Genomic DNA, 18,746 nt, shown 5'->3' on the forward strand with positions numbered 1-18,746 from the left:
CGCCGCTAAATCCGGTCCAGGCTGTCGGCCCAGCGTCCGATCTCTTCCAGAAACGGTTTCTCAGGATACTCACCCGGCTGCTGGTCATTTTTAATCAGCTGGAACACAGTCGGATAATTCATTTCCCGAATCAGGTCCAGCCGTGGCTGCAGCATCTGGTTCAGCGGATTGTGGGCATTCAACGCAAAGTACAAGCTGAGAGGGTAATCAGGATCCGTTTCCGGCGGTCTGCTTTTGAGGGACGCTTCTGTTACGGCCACGCCTCGGAACAGCTCTCGATATTTGAATGCCAGATCAAAGGCGAAATCGGCTCCGTCGCCATGGCTTAACAGAAAGATCCGGGTTGGATCGATGGCATAGCGCTGCTGCATCGCTTTGACAACCGCTTCCACAAAGTCGGCTTCGTCCCGGTTCCAGCGAATGACATCCTGAGCCGCGGGAGCCACGATAATAATTCCCCGTTGCTCACAGATGCTTTTCCATTCGTTGAAGATGGTCGATTCCATCGTATTTCCAGGGGGATGAATCCAGACCATCAATCCAGACTCATAGTCGGGATGATAATTTTCCGGCACATAAGCCCAGAAGCTGGAATCACTGCCGGGAAGCTTTTCTTTGTAATGGCCCACTTTAATTTTCTGTGCTTTATTTTCCTGAGCGGTACGCGACGGAATCGCCTGCGTAGGCAGTTCTGCGGGGACAGCCTCAGGAGTCTTCTGTAGTTTGACTTCCAGTTTGACCGGTTTCTGATCGCGGGAAATCAGGAGCGATGCAGCATCTCCGGGACGCAGATGGTTGACCAGAAAAGCCAGCATTTCAGGGCTGGTTACTTTTTGCTGATTGAATTCGAGAATCTGATCCTTGGGCTTCAGACCTGCTTTGGCAGCTGCAGAATCAGGGATCACATATCGGACACCGACGCCGGATGTTGTCTGATTTTTCGATTCTCTGACAGGCAGGATTCCCAGAAAGCCGGATTCGAACGGCACCAGCTTGTCCGTGAGCGTCACTTTGAATGTTAACGGTTCTTTGGCTCCTTCCCGAGACACGGTCAGGCTGACGGTATCTCCCGCATACAGGCTCATCAGGACTGATTTGACTTCGGAGTGCAATGTGACCGGACGACCGTTCAACTTTGTCAGTGTATCGCCTGTTTTCACTCCCGCTTCCTGAGCCGGGCTGCCATAACGGACGCGATCCAGTTTCATCTCGCTCGAGAGATCCCCTTTGCCACTCAGCGTAATCCCCAGCAGTCCCGGATAGAGATCCTTACCGGTATTCAGTCGCGGAATCACTTTCAGGACGTCCGACATGGGAATGGCAAAGCCGATCCCGGAGTCATACCACTCGACGCCCGCAGTCTCACCCGTCGCGCCAGGTGAAAGGGGTACCAGAATGCCCATCAGCCGTCCCTGAATATCCACCAGGGGGCCACCATAATTGATGGGAGAAATCTTGGCGTCGGTCTGAATCGCTTTGCCCCAGATTCGCTCCAGGGCACTGACGATGCCCACAGAAATACTGGGCTGGTCCAGTTCAAAAGTCCGTCCCAGCGCAATGGACCACATGCCAACCTGCAGATCTTTTTCCGGAACCGCGGTCGGAACCGGTAAATTTTCCGCTCCAATTTTGAGGAGCGTCAGCATCCGCAAATGATCTGTGGCGACAACCACTGCAGGAAAGCGACGGCCATCAGGCAGTGTCACCAGGATCGAAGAAGGTTTGCCAATAAAATTAAATGCGCTGGAAATAATCAGTCCATCCCGGCTCACGATGACACCCGAGGTCGGACCAGTTCCAGTGATCAGTTTCCCTACACGGTCCTGTCCGCCCACGGTTTCGACGCGTACGATGGAAGGGTTCACCAGTGCTGCCGCCTGTTTGAAGGCACGTTCTTCCAGTGTTTCCAGATCCGTGGCAGGTGCCTGCGCCCGCAGGGGGGAGACTCCCAGGCAGAACACGGTCAAAATCAGCAGTGACAGGATCGTATATCTTCTCATAACGGCGATGGTATTCTCTTATTTTTTTTCGGGCGGGACCTGGAGTTCGACGGCAACCAGTTGGTTCTCGCGTCGCACGACCAGTCTGACGGTATCACCGGCTTCCAGTTTTCCCAGTTCGGTTTTCAAAGTTTTGCAGGACTTGATCAGTTCATCATTAACGAAGACCACCAGGTCATCCGGTTTGAGACCTGCCTGGGCAACCTGCGAACCGGGCAGGACACTGTCGATAAAAGCAGGAGTCCGATACAGCACATCGGGCACCATCACCAGGCCGAAGTCGATGGGCCGGTAACGTTGAATGATCGAGGGTTCCGGTTCTTTCTGATCCTCACTGGACTCGAATTTACCGGTGATGATCTGCCGGATGCTTTTACTCAGCACATCGATGGGCAGGGAATAATTGACCCAGGTATTCGTTTTGGCGTTGCGCACTTGTTTGCCGATCATCCCCAGCAGCTTGCCGTCATAGGTCATGATCACCCCTCCCGCGGCTCCGGGGTTGTTGGTGATCGCATCCACCACATACACGTCTCCCGTGTAGGAAAGTTCGAACGCACCTCTCCGCCGGGGGAGATCAGTACGGGCCTCAATCACACCATGCAGCACTGAGACGGGTTCGTCTCCCGTCGCCACGCGAAACATGTTACTGAATCCCAGAATCCGCGTGCCTGCACCAGCAGTCGCTTTTTCCTCATAATTGAAGTAAGGCAGGTTCAGTTCGCGTTCGGACTTCAGTTTGATGATGGCCAGATCCAGATGTGGTTCGGCCCCCAATACTTCCGCTTCAAAACGTCGCCCGTCATGCAGCACGACGGACAGTCGGTCTGTATCCAGGACTGGACTCCAGATGGTGGCGATATGCCCCTGCGGTGAAACCAGAAAACCAGTACTGTAGCCATATAGATTTTTGACACCTCCCGCACCAAAGATTTTAACCAGTCGCGGCAGTGCGTACTGAATCGTCGATCGCGAAGAAGCTTCTGAACTGTGCGCGGGAACGAGCAATGCTCCCAGCAGGCAGAGGCAGATCAGAACTGATTTAAAAGAGTTCACTTGATTCACGGAGAAGTTACCTTCATCTCATTAGGTGTCTATTTGTTGTCGGGGTCTGCTGCTTCCAGTTTCAGACGTTCTATTTTCATTTTCATGACAGGGCGGTTTTCATACTGAATATCCAGCTCACCCGGGAACTTCTGTCCGTTGAGTGTGCGAAACTGTTCAAACCGGATGGAGCAGGGTTCTGAATTCTCCGTCAGGTAGAAATCAAAGCCCCTCAGCGAAAGATCGGTTTTATTGAAGTACCAGCGGGAAATAGTCCCGGTCTGTGTGGCCACCAGGACGTCAACCATCTCATTTTTTCCATCCAGAGGCTCGCTGCCCAGATAGTAGAAATCGGTAAAACGATCTGATTGACCGGAGAGTAACAGGCGGAAATGGTGCAATGCTGCCAGCAGCCCCCCCGTACCAGGCGGTTCATCGATCGGCATGCCTGTTTCCAGAGATTGCAGAAAAATGTCTTTGCCCGACTCCAGGCCAATACCTTTATCAGCCAGAGTCAGCGTGAAGTCGGCACCATTATCCAGTTTGCCGGTCAGCGTCCAGTTACCTTTGCGGTCTGAAAAATTACTGTGAGCGTGCAGAGCCTGTACGAGGCGGTCCTGCTGCTGTTGATTGAAGTAGTAATTGGTGAATCCGGTTTTGGGCACATACAGGTGTTTGTATTTTTCCGGTGGTGCAGGGGGCGCCGGATGCCCGTGCGGCATGGGGATTGGCATTCGTGGTTTTTTGGGGTCATCCTGATCTGGTTTCTCATCCGGAATGCCGTTGGGCGAACTGATGTGTTTCTGCAGTTCCGCGGCGGTATGCAGGGACTGCAGGCGAACGTAGATTTTCGTTTTCTGTTCATCACGACGATAGACCAGGGGCAGAGTCCAGCCTGCCGGATAGATTCCCAGGATGTTCTTGAACTGATTGACGCTGCGGATCGGGCGACCTGCAAAAGAGACGATTTCATCTCCCAGTCGCAGCCCCTTGCGATACGCGTCAGAATCTTCCAGGATCTCAGCAACATCCACTTTGGCATCGAATCCGGTCGCTACAGTGGCCCCCAGTGATGCATGATCGACAATCCGCCCACTTTTGAGATGATCCCAGAAATGTTTGATCTGGTTGATCGAAATGGCGTAGCCGGCCCCTGAATTCACACGACCCCGTTTTTCAAATGAGCCGCGACCGTTGATGCCGATCAGCTCGCCGTCAGCGTTGAACAGAGGACCGCCCGAGTTCCCCGGGTTGATGGAAGAGTCTACCTGAATGCAGTCGGTATATTCGAGGAACGTACCTGCCGGGTACTGGTAGCGATGTACGCCACTGACGATCCCGTAAGTGATCGTGGGCTGGAAATCGGTCGCCAGCAGGAACGGGTTGCCCATCGCATAAGCCCAGTCACCCACCTGCACAGAGTCACTGTTTCCCAGTTTCGCGACCGGAAAGTTATTACGACCGAGCAGTTTGATCAAAGCGACATCGCCTGTCGGATCGATGGAGACGATCACTGCGTCATACAGTTTCCCATCATTCAGGCCGCACTTCATGAAGTTGCCGGCTCCGGAAACCACATGGAAGTTGGTCAGTGCGTAGCCATCGGGCGTCACCAGCACCCCCGAACCTCCCCCGTCTCCCGCGCTGCCGAAAATGGCGACCACGGAGGGAGAGACCGCTTTAATGACATCAATGCGCTGTTTCTGAGCCGCCAGAACAGCCGGGGCCACATTCGAATTCTCTCCGAACAGGGGCGCGTGAAACAGCAGGCTGATGATGAACAGCGCACAGAAGAAAACGTTCTGCATTGATTTCCCTTATCTTGAAGGACAACGGAAGCCAGAGGAAATATCCGGTTCCGATTCCAGTTTATTTAATCAGGCGGGCATTACACAGATCCAGATGATCGCAGATTTCCAGGTTATCACCAAAATCAACCAGGATCTCCAGATCACGGACGCCGCTGACATCCAGATCTAAATCAACAGGTGGGTCTGAACTTTTCACATTGCCGGAGTAGAGCGTCCTGCCATTGCCTTTAATTTCGACGTAAACAAAACCGATTCCGGGGACTGAGTCGTCAATGCCCATGATGGCCCGGAAGTGGCGGTATTCATTTTTCAAGCGGTATTTCAGGAGTGTTTTAGAGTGGATATAGAGCCCACGGGAATATTCTTTGCCACCGACCCGCAGAGGCCCGCCGTCGCGATGCTTGTCGCGGCGGTATTTCCACACAGTATCAAAAAAGGGCGTGTATTCGATATCGCGCGGTTCCAGATCCGACAGATAGCGGACTTTTCCCTGGCTGAAATCGAGATTCGCGATGACAGAGGGGGAAAGACGTGTCCGTGCACCACTCTGCAGTGTCGCCTCAAATTGAGTGCCATTATAGGAAATGTTAGAAGCCTGCAGGAGACCTTCGTCAGTCAACTTAATCGAACAGAAGGGCGTTGTTTCCGTAGTCTGCGGGCGGAAGTAAATGATACCAAACACGCGCTCTCGATTGACGGCGACTTCATCTTCTCCCGCAAAGAACTGAATCCGGTCTTCGGTGATATTGCCGACCACTCCATCGATATAGTCGAGCACGTTCTCTTTCTGAACCACCAGCAGGTCTTTACTGTGTTTGCTGTTGAGCAGCTTGTCCCACGATTTCTCGAGATCAGAATTCAGGGTACCAAAACGAACAGAGGTGACCGCTTTCGTGGGAACAGTCAGCGTCCCCGTCTGTTCTCCCTGCAGTGCGGTCTGCTGTTCAGTACTCTTCAGATTCTGCACTGGGAACCGCGAGCCGTCAGCCAGTCTCACTATCAGGGGAGATTCGAGTGTGCGCTGAAAACGATTTTGGGGAAACCGGACGTTGAGCACGCCTGCCAGGGGGTATTGCTGGTCGCCCTGTCCCTGTTTCAACTGGATTGCTCCCTGGTTTAACGACTGCAGCTGACCGGAAACAGTCGTGCCCGTTAAGGAAGTCACTTCGACTCCGGGGGAGGCAGACAGCATGAGGGTCAGGGTGGCACAAAACAGGGAATGCATAGAATTCTCCAGAAACACGTTCAATTCGAAGGCGGGGACAGTCAGGTTTTCCTGTTACCTGCTGGAATTCGCTTTCTCGGTTGCCAGCTTCTTAAAGTACTTTTCGATGGCCTTACGATAATGGGAAGGGAAATTACGATTGATAATATTTTTAGCAGAGGCCTGCTTTTTGGGAGGCAGCGTCCCCCAGCCTCCATTATTCGCCAGTTTTTTCTTGTCGACTTCACCCGGGGCAGTCGAACCTTTGATGCGACTCTCTTCCGCACCCTGCTCAGGCGAACCGGAACTGCCCGAACCGGAGCCGGAAGAAGGGCTGTTCTTGGACTGGTCTTCCATTTTCTTGATCATCTTGTCCAGGGCGGCGATAATTTCATCTTCAACCTTCTGGGTGTTTTTGTCCGACTTACCCAGGTCGAGTCGGCGTTCAACATCACTCATCTTGCGGGAAATCTCATCGAGGCTGTCCTCCTTGAGTGAGGCCAGGTCTGCCTGCATCAGCGTGGCCAGCTGACGATAGCGTTCGGGCAGATCCTGCGTCCGATCGAGCAGTTGTTTCAGGGTTTCTTCACAGGCCTCTTTCTGCAGCAGGTGATGTTCACAGGCCGCTTTGTAAAACAGGTAACCCGCAGGGTCGACCAGGGTGTCCGGCTGGATGGTATTGAAAATCACCAGGGCCTGGTCAACCATCCGGAATTGAGTCAGATTCCGGGCCACGTAATACCGCAGGTTGGCCAGGTAAAAATCGTTCGCTTTTCCTTCTATCAGTAAAGGGGGGCTGGAGAACTCAGGATATTGATCAGACAGTTGATATGCCCGGGCAACCTCACGGGCTTCCGGCTTGACTTCAGTGAAGACCTGCATGGTCAGATTCAGTTTTTCTTCCGCGCTCAGGCTGGGATTTAACCTGGCCAGCTGGACCGCTACGCGTTTCAGCAGCGCTGGATCTTTGACTTTCTGTTCCGCGGTCCACGTCTCCAGCTGAATTTTCAAGTCGACAGCTGAGGGGGCTGCGTAGACCACCGTCTTTTCTTCGTCCGATTTTTTTTCTGCTGTCTTCAGTTGGCGGGCATCTATTTCTGAAATCTGACCATAGACCGCCAGCGCAGGAACATTCCACAGGAGAAAAAGTACTCCCAGCTTGAGCAGACTTTGATTGCCTGTTTGCTTTTGACCTTGTTGTAACTGCTGTTTCATATTGGTCGGTTACCTTTGTTTAAAACAGGTACGCTGCTATTTGTTTTTTCCCGTGGCCAGAATGTAGGTAGCATTCTGGATCCGCGTCTGGCGATCGGCTAAATTCTGTAACTGCTCGAGCAGGTCGGCCCGGTTGGCGTCTTTTTCCTGTGCCAGCTTTTCAATACGTCGGGTCCGGTTATTGACGCGCAGTTGCATGGACCGCAGCATTTTGATTTCGGCCAGCATGTCGACCAGCGATTTATCTTTGGGAGCGCCCTGCTGTTGCTGCTGCTGTTGTTGTTTTTTCTTTTCGTCTTCCGATTTTTCCATCTCTTTCTGAAGCGCTTCAATCATCTCTTCCAGTGCGCTGATGATATCCTGCTCAATTTCCTGCGTCAGTGTACCAACCTTGGTCTGGTTGAGCCGATAGGATACCGACAGCACATCCTCCCGGACCTCGGTGAGTGCTTCTCCAAAGGCGACTGAAGAACCTTCGTCTTTGATCATCAGGACAGCTTTATCGACTTCTGTGCCGATTAAAGTCTCTTCCCGCGAGAGCTGTACCGCCCGTGCCGTATGCCGACTGGTGCGTTCTTTTTCCGGTACCTGATCAATCGACAATGTGCCGGCGTAGACGCGTTTCTGCTGGGCGAGAATCTTCTGCAGCCGGGCCTCCATCGCCGCCAGCTTCAGCTCACGCTCCTCTTCCCGCAGCTGACGCAGCATTTCTTCCAGCTTCTCTTTGGCTTCAGTCAGCTTGCGGATGGCTTCGTCCTGGTGTTTGGAAGCATTTTCTTTCTGCTTCTTTTCCAGTTCTTCGATCGCTTTTTCCATCTCCTGGCGGGCTTTTTCAAGTTGTTCCCGTCCGGGAGTTTTCTGCTGTTGCTGCTCCTGCTGCTGGCTTTCAGACTGCTGCGACTGATTTTGCTGTCCCTGCTGCGATTGTTGCTGCTGTGACTGCTGTTGTTGAGATTGCTGCTGCTGGGACTGTTGCCCCTGTTGAGGTGATTTCTCCTGGGGAGAACCTTTCTGGCTCTCGGCCGATTTTCCCTGTTGCGGGGATTTGCCTTTTGAGTCAGACCCTTTCGATTGCTCGGACTTCTTGTCCGACTCTGATTTATTGTTTTTGGAATCCGATTCCTTCTGCTCTCCCTCAGACTTTTTATCCGATTCTTTCTGTTTCTGTTCGCTGTCGGATTTCTGTGACTCGTTATTTTTTTCGGCGTCCTGCTGATCAATTTTTGCTTCGAGTTTTTTGGCGTTGTCAGCAGTCTTCTGCTGTTTGTCTTTCAGGTCTGCCGGGTTGCCCCCCCGTTCGGTCGCTGCGCGGACATCCCGTTCCTGGCCGATCAGTCGATTGACATCTTTGAGCAGATTCTGCAATCGCTGTTTTTCTTTCTCCACCTCGCTCATGCGGTCTTCACTTTGAAGCAGAGCGAGCAGCGCCTGCATGTTCTTGAGCAGATTCTCCTGGCGTTCAACGGCATCACCCAGCTGCCCTTCCTGCAGCATCTGCAGTACCCGCTGCATTTCAACGGTCATCTGATTCTGCTTACTCTGACCGAAGGCACGAAACAGAAGATCGGCCCGTGCAGGGTCCGTCTTTTTCATATACTCGCCCAGATCATGTAACGTTGATTCGAAACGCTTGAACTGCTGCGAGATGGCTTCCTGTTTGTCTGAAAGATCACGTTTTCCACCGGAAGCGCTTACGTCAGAGCCAGTCTCCTGGGCGAAGCTGGAAGGGGCACTCAACAGAACACCGGTGATCGCAAACAGCAGACAGGCGATGCGGGGGCGATTCAACATGAGAGGTGCTCCTGCCAGAATTTTCATAGTGATCTCAGAAACGAAAGGGAGGGAAACGTAAGGTTAGTGCTTTTCTCAACATAACGAGCGCGCTGAGAGAAAACACAGCGATTTATTATATCATGTTGGGGACCATGTTCGAAGCATGTTTTTGTGTCCAGTGTAAAGCTGCCGGGAAATTATAATTCAGGAGGAATTTCCATTGCCGGCAGATTATTCCAGTCCCAACCCTTTTAGACGATCGAGCAGCTTGTTTTTGCGATATTTTTTCGTCTCTTCGGTCAATTCTTTTTCTCTTTCAATCAGCGTTTTCAACATTTCGATCGCTTCATGAAATTCCAGCAGGTCCTGCATTTCGTCGAGAACACCCTGCATCCGGGTCAGCATTGCATTCAGAAGTTCAATACTGGTCTGCATTTCCGGCAAGGGGTCGCTGTCCTTTTCAATCGCCAGCCGGAACAGCCCCAGATGTTGATCGACGTCCGGGAAGTCCTGTTCGTGGATCAGCGTCAGGGGTTTCAGGATTTTGTCATCGATTCGCCCCAGAATCTGTGCAGTGGCCACACCGTTGTTCACGAGCTCTTCGCGGATGTCATAAAATGATTCGACGATCGAAGCCGTTTCCGTCGCATTTTTGCGGGTCCCATACAGACTGCGGTCGGCTGAGACCGCAACGGCGGACTGGGTTTCCAATAGCGTGCTGTTCCAGTTGGGGTCGGTTTGCCCCTGCTTCTGCTTCGCTTTGATTACTTCCGCCTGTTTGAGTTGCTCAATCCGTTCGGTCAGTTCATCCCGGGTCTGTGCGACCTCTTTAAAAATCTGCTCAAACCGTTTCCGCAGATTCAGCTCCTTGGAATACAGTTGAGAGAGCAGTTCTTCATCAGTGACGATTTCAAAGTGATAGGTTTCGCCGTGCACCTGATGCGGGCCACTCAGATTGTCCGCATCTTCTGCATGGACCGTCAGGCTGATTTTCTGCCCGACTTTCAAATCCAGCGGGAGGACTTCAAAGCGTTCCCATTTTTCCTTGTCATTCCGCTGCAGAGTGAAATCCCGGGGGCGTTCGCTCGGCTTGTTACGGAAGGGCCGCGGACGGAAACTTTTATCTTCATCAACCAGGAAGTCGAACCAGGCCGACTGAATCCCATAATCGTCGGTGATCGTTCCCTGCACGGGGATCATGGCTTTACGAGTAATCGATTTCCCGATCCCTTTGAGCTGAGTATCAATTTTCGGAGGTTGATCGACAATCCCGTTGACGCTTAAACGAATCGGCTCAGTGACCAGCAATCCGTCTGCATCTTCGAGATAGATGCGAATGGACTCATCGGCGACGAGCGGAATGTGATCGGGCAGAGCGGCACTCTGTGTCTTCGGCTTCTGCTCACTCTCTGAGACCAGTCTGAACGGAATCCGGAACTGGAGCCGGTCTGAGCCACACATCTGCTCGAGCTGCGGTCCGGAAACGTCTGCCTGTGCGATGATTTCTCCCTGCGGATTTTTCCAGGCCAGATAGCTTTCTGTCTCATGGTTATCCTGCGGGGGTTCCAGTTGCAGTTTCAGGCGATCCGTTTCAAACAGGTAACGGGTGATCGGTTTATTGGCAGTCGAGATCAGATCAAATTGAGTATTGACGGGAATGGAAATCTGTGTTCCCTGGACAGTCAATGGGTCTGACACCGGTTTCCCGCTGGATCGGTCGATCAGATTCAGGCCCATATATCCCGGGTAAACACAATCCAGCTGGATCTGGTCCAGGACAGGAGTTTCGACAATCTTGACGGTGTAGGGCTCAGGGTTCGTATAATCATTTCCCGAGACCCAGATCTGGATATCTTCCAGCAGATCGGTGATCGTGTGTTTGAAACGGCCTTCTCCCATGCGGGACATGACGGTCCGACCACCGCCGCGACCACTCTGCATCCGGTAGGTCAGTTGCACTCGTTCGGGGGCTTTCTTGCCGTCCACAGTTTCAACCAGCAGGGTCAGATCGTTCCCCAGTCCATGTTTGTAGACCTGGTTCTGAAATTCTTTGATCCGGTCGCCAGGCTGGGCGATGACTTTGACCACCAGCCCAGTTTCCCGATTCCAGTAGTCCGTACGGAGTTCCAGATAGCCTTTGGCCCAGCGGGCCATGGCAGGTTGATTGAACAGGGCCAGTGTCAGAATGGAAATACACAATGCCAGCGCGCAGAAAAAAGCACGCCGCAGGGGGCGCTTGTCGAACACATCTTCCAGCGGAAGTTGTCTGCTCCCTTCGGCCACTTCGTGCACGGTCCGTTCCAGCATGGCACGGGTCAGAGCGTTCTGCGGCTCGTGGGTGTCGTGCAATTCAATCGCGGTAGCCAGACGGTCGTTCAATTCAGGAAAGCGTCGTTCCAGCACCAGGGCCAGGGCTTTCCGTCGCATTTTTTTCATCAGGCGGAACAGCAGCAGGCTGACCGTGAGAACGAGAATCACCGTAACTGAAATCAAAACCAGCGAAGCACGAAACCAGACGGGCAGTTCAAAATGGCTGAGTTGAAAGTAACCCCAGTCGACCAGGAAACTGGCCCAGAAGATGAGACCAACCACTGCGAGGAGACGGGCGGCTCCTTCCAGCAGAATGTATCTGCGGATTTTTCCCCGCAACCGATTGAGGAGATCGGTGATTTCCTGAGGCAGCTTGATTTGGGACGGTTCGTTCATAGGTTCGCTTTACACTGACATGGGACGTCAATCTGGTTTCCTAAGTTCCCTGATTTTATCTTCATTCTCATTTGTCAGGACAGTTTGAATAATTTACGCGTGAGCCACTCGGTTGCCAGCAGACCTGCGATCAGGAAGAAGACCCAGGCCTGATCCCAGAGTGTTTTCAACCGTTCGTCGACCAGAAATTCTTCACCCTGGTCGGGTAATAGCGCTGGGATTGTGTCTGCTTCTTCTAATGTGAGGTAACTGCCCCCCGTATCGCGGGCGAGCTCTTTGAGCCCTTTGACGTTCTGGCTCAATGATTCATCCTCCAGGCGGGGCAGCAGTACATTCAGGCTGCCTTCGACAACCTGCCCCTTGGAATTCGGAACAGTCACATTGAATCGATATTTTCCAGGCAGGCTGGCCCGGAAACTGGCCGTGTATTCTCCGGGACGGTTTCGGTCCTGCATTAATAACAGGTTCGGAACCAGAGGCCGACCGCGTGGATCGATCACTTCCATGGGCACCGACTCCTGAACCAGCGGCTGGAATTCGGGATCCAGCAATCGTACCCGTACAGAGACTGTCTGACCCAGTACGTATTCATCCCGTTCAAGGATCAGGGTCCCCCTTTTGGTTCCCCGTCGGGTACGTCCCTGACCGACATTGCGAATCAGCTTGGTCCAGAAACGGTCATAGTAATCTTCATCCACTGAGCGGAGCCGCCACATTTCAGGACTGCCCAGATAGAAACAGCGGCCTTCTCCGTAGTACTGGGAAGCCATCAAAATCGAAAAACCATGTTCGGTTTGTGTTTTGGGATCGGGAAAGTGAGCATAGACCGTGGCTGCGGCCTTGGCGCCATTGGAGGGATAACAGCGATACAGGCCCGGAAATGTTTCCCAGAGTTCTTTGGAAGTGGCCGGATCATCGGTCAACATCAGGAAACCGGCATCCAGGCCTGCCTGGGGCCATTCGATGCGGCGGATCTGGGTTGCCTCCTGGTCCAGGTAATCCCGTACGAAGGAATTGATGAAGACCGGATACAGTTCCAGGATCGGCTGGAATTTGTCACTTTCCTGGGACAGCCTCGGCGTAAAGACATCGCCGGCGACCATCACGATGCCGCCTCCACCCGAAGAGACCCATTCATTCAGATTCAGCATCTGTTCGTCGGTCAACAGGCTCCAGTTCACATCGAACGCCAGCACGACGTCATACTCAAACAGATCGGCCCGTGCGGGAAATTCATACAGCAGCTGGTCTGCATCCTGTGAGACACCCGGCGGTGCCGACTGCAGCCAGACATCGGACTTGATCGAAGGGTGACGGAACAGCATGGTCCGGGCGAAGCGGTAGTCACGCATCGGCCCTCCCGCAATCACCAGCACCCGGGTCGGACGACTGAAAACATTCACCGTATGTTCCAGTTCGTTGTCCATCGCATTGGCATCCTGTGCCAGCTGATTTCCACGAACCCGGATCACGTAGTTGATCTCGCCCTCTTCGGCTGGTGTGCGTTCGAATTTGATATCCAGTGGCAGGCCGTCTTCGGTGGGCAACAGAATTTCGCGGGAGTCGACCACAGTCGGTTCCGCATCTCCCGGGAGCTTTTTCAACAGTTCCAGCGTAATGTTCTTACCAGGCATGCCAACCGCCTGGAGCAGGGCCGTGATTTCGAAGGCATCGCCGAACTGTACATCGGTGGGAGCGATGATCTTGGATACCTGCAGGTTCGCCGGGCGGGTCGGGCTGCCTACTCCCAGAGTAATCAGCCGGACTTTGGCTTCCTTCGCTGCTTCATTGGCAGAGAGCAGGTCGGTGCCGGCATTGGAAGCCCCGTCGGTGGCGACAATAATCCCCGAGAGCGTCGAACCATTGATCTCCCGAATGAGCTGTCCCAGCAGTTCTCCTAATCTGGTCTCCAGCCCCTGAGGCTGCAGCAGGGTGTTCCAGTCAACCTCGGCTTCCGCTTTGGCAGTCTCACCGTCTGCTGTTTTGTCAGGGGGGGCCGTTCCTGTTTTCGCTTCCCGCTGGTAAACGTGATGCGGTCCCTTGAGGGCCTGGTCGAAGGTGTAGATGCTCACCTGATGTTTCTTCTGCAGATCGGCAATCAGGGGCGAGTCAGCGAGCAGCTTCTCAATCGCTTCCATCCGACTGGGCACATTTCGACTGGCCGGCGAGCTCGCATTCGCGGGAACGAGTTGGTTGGGATGCCGCATCGAAAGGGATGTGTCTACCAGCACTGCGACCCGGGAGGGACGGAACGACATCTTCTGTGTGCGTTCATGCGGGTTGAAAACGATGACGATCAGCGCGATCAGCACGGCCAGACGTAAACCGGTCAGCCAGCAGCGCCAGAACAACGGCAGCTGAAATGCGTCCTTCCAGATTGTGCGGATGGAAAGTGCCAGCACCAGTGCCAGTCCACCCAGCAGCAGCAGCCAGCCCCAGCCGGTATCGGGCGTATCGTATTCGATCGAACGAAACGCCGTGGTTTCGTCGGCAGCCAGCATCATGAATTGGGAGACAGTGCTCAATATGTTCATGCGGCGGCACTCGCAGTCTGGGGATGGTAGCTCAGGCGGTAGGCCAGCAGCTGTTCACAAAGCAATAACACAAACAGGATGATCAGAATCGTATTGGTGATTTCCCGTCCCGCTTCCTGACCCTGAATCCACTGGAATTGACCTGGCTCCTGAATTTGAATCGTCGGGGAATTTCCCAGCTCATTACTGAGTTCATCTGAGGTCGCCAGCTCCAGGTTGCTTTCGGAAACCGGGAAATTAAAAGCATACATCTGGGACTCGACTGTCTGGTCCTGCCGTTTCAATTGCACTGTATAGACACCCGGCTGGTCGGTTTCCCGAAACGTCGTGACCAGCTGCAGCTCCCCGTTTTGTGCTGCTTTCTCATCCTGTTGGGGAGTGGCTTTGAGTCGTACCGTTCGACCTCCGGCTGTAACGGGGGTCTGTATTTCAATTTCGTCTGTATAGGAAGCCGCATCCAGTGAGAAAGCGATCGGATCGCCGGAGGTCTCGGCCTGTTCGTGGGAACGGGACTGGACCAGATACTTCTGCAGCTCCAGTTGGAAGACGATGTAACTTGGATTCAAAGCCCACGAGTTCCAGGGCTCACCTGCACTGGTCTGTACCGGACCAGCGGAGGTCAGGCAGGTGATGATGCGTCCCTTGCCCAGGCGGTGTTCCAGAATCAGCGGATCCTGATTCCGCAGCTTCGCGATGATATTCACGCCCGAGGCAGTCGCAGCTTTGGTTTGCAGCCACTGCGCCGAAATCGGGAAGTAACGCGCGATCGAAACCGCTTCAATCAGGGGGTTGTCCTGACCGGCAAAGACCGAAAACAGCGGGTGATCGCTGACCTCCAGGTCGACCAGCGTGTTTGTGTCCCGGGCAGGCAGGTCACGGGGGGCGTTTTCCAGCGGAGCCGGGAACAGGCCGTTCCCTTCGTTGTAAAGCTTGTCGTTATAGAACGCGGGTTGAATCGAAGGGCCGGCGAACCAGATCAGACCACCCCCGTTTTTGACGAAGGTTTCCAGTGCATCGATGGCATCCAGGGGAAGTTCCGCCACGTTGAGCAGATAGATGTTCTTAAACTGATCCAGCGGGTGTCGACGCAGGTAGTCTACGTTTTCTACCGACGGGGCAAATCCGGTGATGGCAGCATCCGGGGCGATCGCGGTCTGGACGTACATCCATTCGTTGCCCGAGGGATTACCGTCCACAATCAATACCGGATTTGACTGTTTGACATTGATGGCCAGGAAGCGTTCGTTGTCGCTGTTCAGGGCATCGTTGGTCAGGCTGACGTTGATCTGATGCAGGTTCGGTTTATTGAAAACCACGTCGAAGTCCTGTGAAACTTCGCTGCCCGCTTCGATCTTATCGAACACGATGCTCATCGGCAGCTTGTTCTGATCGACGAAGGCGGAAACGCGGACATCCTGGGCCACTTTGTCGCCAAAATTCTTGACGCTGACTCGCAGTCGCAGCGGCACGTCAACCGCAGCGACTTCTGTGGCTCCAGACAGTTCCGTGATGGCCAGATTAGGCTGCGAATCGGGAACTGTTTTGACCAGATTGATCGTTGTGTCGTTTTTACTCAGCTTCTCAATGGTCGTAGCGACGGATTTCTTTTCCTGCCAGTCCGCTTTGCGGAAATCTGAGATCAGGTGTAGCGTTTTAATGACCGCCCGATCCTCATTCAGCAGATCAGCAGCGGCTTCGAGGCCCTGGTTCAGATCCAGGCTCTGATGCGAACAGGTCAGGTTACTGAGCTTGGCATCCAGTTCGTTGATTAACTCCTCGTTGATGTCGCGCTGCAGGAACAGCGGGGCGTCGGAGCGGGAGAGCAGAATCAGGGAGAACTTTTCCGTGTTGGGACGACTGGTCCCTTCCGCTGCAATTTTACGGACGACTTGCAGACCTTCCTGGAAGGCGGACTGCTCGCCCCAGATGTCCTGCATGGACCCGCTGTCGTCCAGCACAATCACATGATGTGATTTCGCGCCGTGGAACATGGAGAGTTGTTCCGGATCAAGAATCAATCGCGCAATCAGCAGCAACAGGCAGAGGATTAACAGAATTCGCAATAACAGCAGCAGCAGCTGTTCGAAGAGCACCCGCCGCTGATTGGTCTGCTGGCTCTGCAGCAGGAATTCCATCGCGGCAAACCGTACGCGTTTGTACTGGAAGCGGTTAATCAGATGGATGATGATCGGCGCAGCCACCATCGCAACACCGGTATAAACCAGTGCTGAGTTCACAAAATGTTGTGTTAACCAGGCTTCCATAGACGAATAATCAGTAGGGTTTTTTGAGGTTGGTTAATTCGTTGCTTATTGTCTGATCGACTGCTGCATGCCGATCCGGTGATTCAGGTAGTGCGCCAGGGCGGCATCGAGATACTCGCTGGTGCGGATGGTCTGGTAGTCAAATTTGTTGCGGGCACAGCGCCGTTTAATATCTTGTAGAAACTCCTGCATGGCTTTGAGATAGCCCTCTCTCAGGGAGCGGGGATCACAGACCAGTTCGCCGGTTTCCTCCATCCCTTCAAACCGGGTGGTGCCGGCATAGTCAAAGTCGAGTTCCTGATCGTCCAGAATATGTAGAAGCATCAGGTCGTGTCCGCGATATTGCAGCAGACGCAGACCTTTGAACAGGCTTTCACGGTTAACGAATAAGTCGGATATGAGGATAATCGTGCCCTTTTGTGATCGCGTTTCGGCCACTTCTTTCAGTACGTCATAAATGTCCGTTTTTTGAGCAGGTTTTTCCGCAGCCAGGGCACTCAACAACGAATTCAGGTGGGTCCGCTTGCTTAACGCCGGTACGCGGGAGCGGATGGCGTCATCAAATGTCACCAGTCCTACAGCGTCCTGCTGTTTGAGGAGCAGGTAAGCCAGCGCTGCTGCTGCCGTACAGCCATATTCATATTTACTCAACGGTCCTGTACCGAACTGCATGGACTCGCTGACGTCGACCAGCAGGGTGGTGCGGAGGTTCGTATCTTCTTCGTACTGCTTGATGTAGTACTTGTCGGTTTTCGACCAGACTTTCCAGTCGATGTTGCGGACATCGTCCCCCGGGGCGTACTCACGGTGTTGCGCGAATTCCACCGACTGGCCAAAGAAAGGACTACGGTGCAACCCGGACAGAAAGCCTTCGACGATCGAGCGTGCCCGAATTTCCAGCCGCGAAATGCGGGAAATTGCTTCAGGCAGCAAAAATTTTCTGTAATCTTGGGTCACTGGTCAGTTCGCCTTCCTTAGACGGTGTCTCTTGAATCAAACGCTCAATGACGTGGTCGGAGGTGATTCCTTCCGATTCGGCAGAGAAGTTCGTCACGATACGATGCCGCAATACCGGGGCGGCCAGTGCGCTGATATCTTCCGTTGAGACGTGAGCGTTCCCGTTCAACAGAGCGCGTGTTTTTCCGCCGAGCAACAGGTTCTGTACCGCACGGGGACCGGCACCCCAGCTGAGCCACTCGTTGATGAAATCAGGGGACCCCGGTTCGTTGATCCGGGTCTGTCTGACCAGTGCGAGAGCATAATCAATCACGTGGTCCGAGATGGGAACCTGCCGCACGATTTTCTGGATCTCGAGCACATCGACTGCTGTCAGCACTTGCACAATTTTCTCGTTGGTATCAGACGTAGTCCGGCGGGCGATCTGGCGCTCTTCCTGGAAGGACGGATACTTCACATACACTTTAAACATGAAGCGGTCCTGCTGGGCTTCGGGCAGGGAGTACGTTCCTTCCTGCTCGATCGGGTTCTGAGTCGCCAGCACGAAGAATGGATCACTGAGCAGGTGCCGCGTCTGGCCTACGCTGACCTGGTGTTCCTGCATCGCTTCCAGCAACGCGGCCTGTGTTTTGGGAGGCGTTCGGTTGATTTCGTCAGCAAGGACCACATTGTGAAACAGCGGTCCGGGAATGAAACGAAATTCACGTTCGCCGGTTTCACGATTTTCCTGGAGTACGTCGGTCCCGGTAATGTCGGCAGGCATCAGGTCGGGAGTGAACTGAATACGGCTAAAGGACATTGACAGTGTCTGGGCCAGCGAACTGATCATCAGGGTCTTGGCCAGTCCGGGTACCCCTTCCAGCAGACAGTGCCCCCGGCTGAACAGGGCAATCAGCAATTGCTCGATTACGTCATCCTGACCGACAATCACTTTCGACATCTCACCATGGATCTGCTGATAGGCAGAACTCAGTTTATTGATCGACTCCTGAGTGATTTCCAGCTCGGGAGAACCTGACTCATCATTTTGTACGTCCGACATCCGTTTAAACACCTTTCTACAAAGGTAAACACTGCTTGCAGCAGAATGTTCCGTAAGAACTATCGTAATGCCTGAGAATAGACTTTGCGACCATAAACCGAGAAATTACAGGGGTTTCCCGTCAATCTGGTCGTCTGGAAATTTCCGTACAGATCTAAGTTGGTCATCAGAAATCCATTTTCAGACGTCTGTGTTT

General features: G+C 53.5%; 11 protein-coding genes. All 11 read right to left on the minus strand.

The genetic code is table 11. The features are described from left to right. Positions 1-5: 5 nt before the first annotated feature. Positions 6-2,000 carry a PDZ domain-containing protein gene (locus Enr10x_RS05560; RefSeq protein WP_145448390.1) on the minus strand — a complete coding sequence of 665 codons (1,995 nt, stop codon included), beginning with the start codon at positions 1,998-2,000 and terminating at the stop codon, positions 6-8. Between the two features lie 18 nt (positions 2,001-2,018). After that, positions 2,019-3,065 carry a S1C family serine protease gene (locus Enr10x_RS05565; RefSeq protein WP_145104797.1) on the minus strand — a complete coding sequence of 349 codons (1,047 nt, stop codon included), beginning with the start codon at positions 3,063-3,065 and terminating at the stop codon, positions 2,019-2,021. Between the two features lie 29 nt (positions 3,066-3,094). Then, entirely contained in the window at positions 3,095-4,852 is a 1,758-nt protein-coding gene (locus Enr10x_RS05570; RefSeq protein ID WP_145104799.1) for a S1C family serine protease, read from the minus strand. Between the two features lie 61 nt (positions 4,853-4,913). Further along, positions 4,914-6,080 (minus strand): NPCBM/NEW2 domain-containing protein, encoded by a 1,167-nt coding sequence (locus Enr10x_RS05575; protein WP_145448391.1) that lies wholly within the window; start codon positions 6,078-6,080, stop codon positions 4,914-4,916. 54 nt (positions 6,081-6,134) lie between these two features. Beyond that, positions 6,135-7,274, minus strand: coding sequence for a hypothetical protein (locus Enr10x_RS05580; protein ID WP_145448392.1), 1,140 nt, complete (start codon positions 7,272-7,274; stop codon positions 6,135-6,137). A 36-nt stretch (positions 7,275-7,310) separates the two neighbouring features. Beyond that, on the minus strand, positions 7,311-9,065 hold the full coding sequence (locus Enr10x_RS05585; RefSeq protein WP_145448393.1) for a V-type ATP synthase subunit I domain-containing protein: 1,755 nt from the start codon (positions 9,063-9,065) through the stop codon (positions 7,311-7,313). Positions 9,066-9,278: 213 nt separating this feature from the next. Beyond that, positions 9,279-11,753 (minus strand): hypothetical protein, encoded by a 2,475-nt coding sequence (locus tag Enr10x_RS05590; RefSeq protein WP_145448394.1) that lies wholly within the window; start codon positions 11,751-11,753, stop codon positions 9,279-9,281. Positions 11,754-11,827: 74 nt separating this feature from the next. Next, positions 11,828-14,287 (minus strand): VWA domain-containing protein, encoded by a 2,460-nt coding sequence (locus tag Enr10x_RS05595; protein ID WP_145448395.1) that lies wholly within the window; start codon positions 14,285-14,287, stop codon positions 11,828-11,830. After that, positions 14,284-16,551: a BatA domain-containing protein gene (locus Enr10x_RS05600; RefSeq protein ID WP_145448396.1), complete on the minus strand. Its 2,268-nt coding sequence runs from the start codon at positions 16,549-16,551 to the stop codon at positions 14,284-14,286. Before Enr10x_RS05600 ends, Enr10x_RS05595 begins: the two co-directional genes overlap by 4 nt. 45 nt (positions 16,552-16,596) lie before the next feature. Next, complete coding sequence (locus tag Enr10x_RS05605; RefSeq protein ID WP_145448397.1) at positions 16,597-17,484, minus strand: DUF58 domain-containing protein; 888 nt, start codon at positions 17,482-17,484, stop codon at positions 16,597-16,599. Next, on the minus strand, positions 17,474-18,550 hold the full coding sequence (locus Enr10x_RS05610) for an AAA family ATPase (protein WP_145448398.1): 1,077 nt from the start codon (positions 18,548-18,550) through the stop codon (positions 17,474-17,476). The genes Enr10x_RS05605 and Enr10x_RS05610 overlap by 11 nt, the downstream gene beginning before the upstream one ends. Positions 18,551-18,746 lie beyond the last annotated feature (196 nt).

The sequence above is a fragment of the Gimesia panareensis genome (assembly GCF_007748155.1).
GTDB lineage: Bacteria > Planctomycetota > Planctomycetia > Planctomycetales > Planctomycetaceae > Gimesia > Gimesia panareensis.

What these genes read in the sequence shown, in the direction of transcription:
- Enr10x_RS05560 (WP_145448390.1), bottom strand. Translation starts at nt 2,000, where the DNA reads ATGAGAAGATATACGATCCTGTCACTGCTGATTTTGACCGTGTTCTGC.
- Enr10x_RS05570 (WP_145104799.1), bottom strand. Translation starts at nt 4,852, where the DNA reads ATGCAGAACGTTTTCTTCTGTGCGCTGTTCATCATCAGCCTGCTGTTT.
- Enr10x_RS05575 (WP_145448391.1), bottom strand. Translation starts at nt 6,080, where the DNA reads ATGCATTCCCTGTTTTGTGCCACCCTGACCCTCATGCTGTCTGCCTCC.
- Enr10x_RS05580 (WP_145448392.1), bottom strand. Translation starts at nt 7,274, where the DNA reads ATGAAACAGCAGTTACAACAAGGTCAAAAGCAAACAGGCAATCAAAGT.
- Enr10x_RS05585 (WP_145448393.1), bottom strand. Translation starts at nt 9,065, where the DNA reads ATGTTGAATCGCCCCCGCATCGCCTGTCTGCTGTTTGCGATCACCGGT.
- Enr10x_RS05590 (WP_145448394.1), bottom strand. Translation starts at nt 11,753, where the DNA reads ATGAACGAACCGTCCCAAATCAAGCTGCCTCAGGAAATCACCGATCTC.
- Enr10x_RS05595 (WP_145448395.1), bottom strand. Translation starts at nt 14,287, where the DNA reads ATGAACATATTGAGCACTGTCTCCCAATTCATGATGCTGGCTGCCGAC.
- Enr10x_RS05600 (WP_145448396.1), bottom strand. Translation starts at nt 16,551, where the DNA reads ATGGAAGCCTGGTTAACACAACATTTTGTGAACTCAGCACTGGTTTAT.
- Enr10x_RS05610 (WP_145448398.1), bottom strand. Translation starts at nt 18,550, where the DNA reads ATGTCGGACGTACAAAATGATGAGTCAGGTTCTCCCGAGCTGGAAATC.